The organism is Kluyvera cryocrescens NBRC 102467, assembly GCF_001571285.1.
Lineage (GTDB): Bacteria > Pseudomonadota > Gammaproteobacteria > Enterobacterales > Enterobacteriaceae > Kluyvera > Kluyvera cryocrescens.
Genome location: NZ_BCTM01000080.1, coordinates 1 through 1696, shown reverse-complemented (window position 1 = coordinate 1696; position 1696 = coordinate 1). Strand labels below are relative to the sequence as shown.

Annotated in this window: 2 protein-coding genes; both read left to right on the top strand. The window is 50.5% G+C overall.

The features are described 5' to 3' along the window. The first annotated feature begins 514 nt into the window (after nucleotides 1-514). Nucleotides 515-751, top strand: coding sequence for a hypothetical protein (locus KCR01S_RS23555; RefSeq protein ID WP_001676031.1), 237 nt, complete (start codon nucleotides 515-517; stop codon nucleotides 749-751). A gap of 225 nt (nucleotides 752-976) precedes the next feature. Further along, nucleotides 977-1159 carry a hypothetical protein gene (locus KCR01S_RS23550; RefSeq protein WP_016265984.1) on the top strand — a complete coding sequence of 61 codons (183 nt, stop codon included), beginning with the start codon at nucleotides 977-979 and terminating at the stop codon, nucleotides 1157-1159. Nucleotides 1160-1696 lie beyond the last annotated feature (537 nt).

Sequence of the window (1696 nt, the reverse complement as noted above, 5' to 3'; positions counted from 1 at the left end):
TTTGAGCGTCAGGTTTCGTGATGCTTGTCAGGGGGGCGGAGCCTATGGAAAAACGGCTTCGCCGCGGCCCTATCGCTTCCCTGTTAAGTCTCTTCCTGGCATCCTCCAGGAAATCTCCGCCCCGTTCGTAAGCCATTTCCGCTCGCCGCAGTCGAACGACCGAGCGTAGCGAGTCAGTGAGCGAGGAAGCGGAATATATCCTGTATCACATATTCTGCTGACGCGCCGGTGCCGCCTTTTTTCTCCTGCCACATGAAGCACTTCACTGACACCCTCATCCGTGCCAACATAGTAAGCCAGTATACACTCCGCTAGCGCTGCGTGACTGGTTCAGGGCTGCGCCCCGAAACCCGCTAAAACCACTGCCGCGCCTGCGGCTTGCCCAACGTCTCACGTCACCGGATTAAAATCCGCTCCCGTTCACCGTTTCTGGCTGTCTTTCAGCACCGCCAGCGCTTCATCGGTTCTGCTGTGTCTGGCAGACTGTGCGGAGTTATTCTGACGGGAGAATGCTATGAACAGACTGACAAACCTGACACCTGCAGAGAAAAAATTTCTTGATGATGCTATTGCCGCAGCTGAGAGAGCGTCAGGCAAAAAGCTAAATCAGCCGAACCGGCATATCGTCCTGAACAGAGCGCGTGCGCAGATTGAGTCGCAGCGTTACGCCGACCGCCAGCGTGCATTACGTGAGGATGAGCGGCAGCAGTCCGAGTTTGCCTGGTCACGTCCGCGCGCGCCGCGCCGCTGATTGCGCCTTTTGGCGGTTTAGTGGTGCTGACACTCCGAAATCGTCTGCCATTCACCCGCGTGCATAGCCATGCAGGTACGCAGAAATCATCAGGGGCGTTTTTTCTCGATATGGGCACAGAAAGGTGTATGTTTCAGGCCGGAGGCCTCAGAAACGCGCTGAGGGCGTTTGAGGCGGTGCGGCCAACGGATGTTATGTTTAATGTTGATAACAGGAGTAAGAGTGATGCTTACATTTATTGGTGTAGTGGTAGTCGCCGTTATTGCATTTAAATTATTTATGCTTTTTTTTAGTTCATCCGAATCTGCCGTCGAACGTGCTACCCGTAAATATATGGAGAACCCTACGAGTGCTAACTATAAAATAATGGTGGCTACACGCATGAGAAATGAGAAGAAAAGAGGGTGATATATGTTTGAGTTTATTGGTTTTTTATTTTTGCTTTTGGTGTGTTATGTCTTTATACAAATGGTTGCTGTCAGGGTGTTTCCTGAATATGGAGTACGGAAAGCGGAGGAACGATACCGTCGAAATCCATCAGCAGAAAATGAGGATCTGTTATGGAGAGCTAGAAGTCGTATAACTAAACGCAAGTAATGTTTCCTAAGTGTGTTGATAGGCAAACATGGTGGGGGTTACTACTCTCGGAGTTAATGATCTTCTTGTGATCCTGTCGTTTCAGTCGTAATCTCTTGCTCTGAAAACGAAAAAACCACCTGGGGAGGTGGTTTGATCGAAGGTTAAGTCAGTTGGGGAACTGCTTAACCAGGTAACTGGGTATACGAGACCGCAGATACCGAAACTGTTCTTTCAGTGTAGCCGCAGTCAGGCCCATACTTCAAGACCTCTGAATCTCTCTCTCGTATATCCCAGTTACCAGTGGCTGCTGCCAGTGGCGCTTTGTCGTGCTTTCTCGGGTTGGACTCAAGATGATAGTTACCGGGT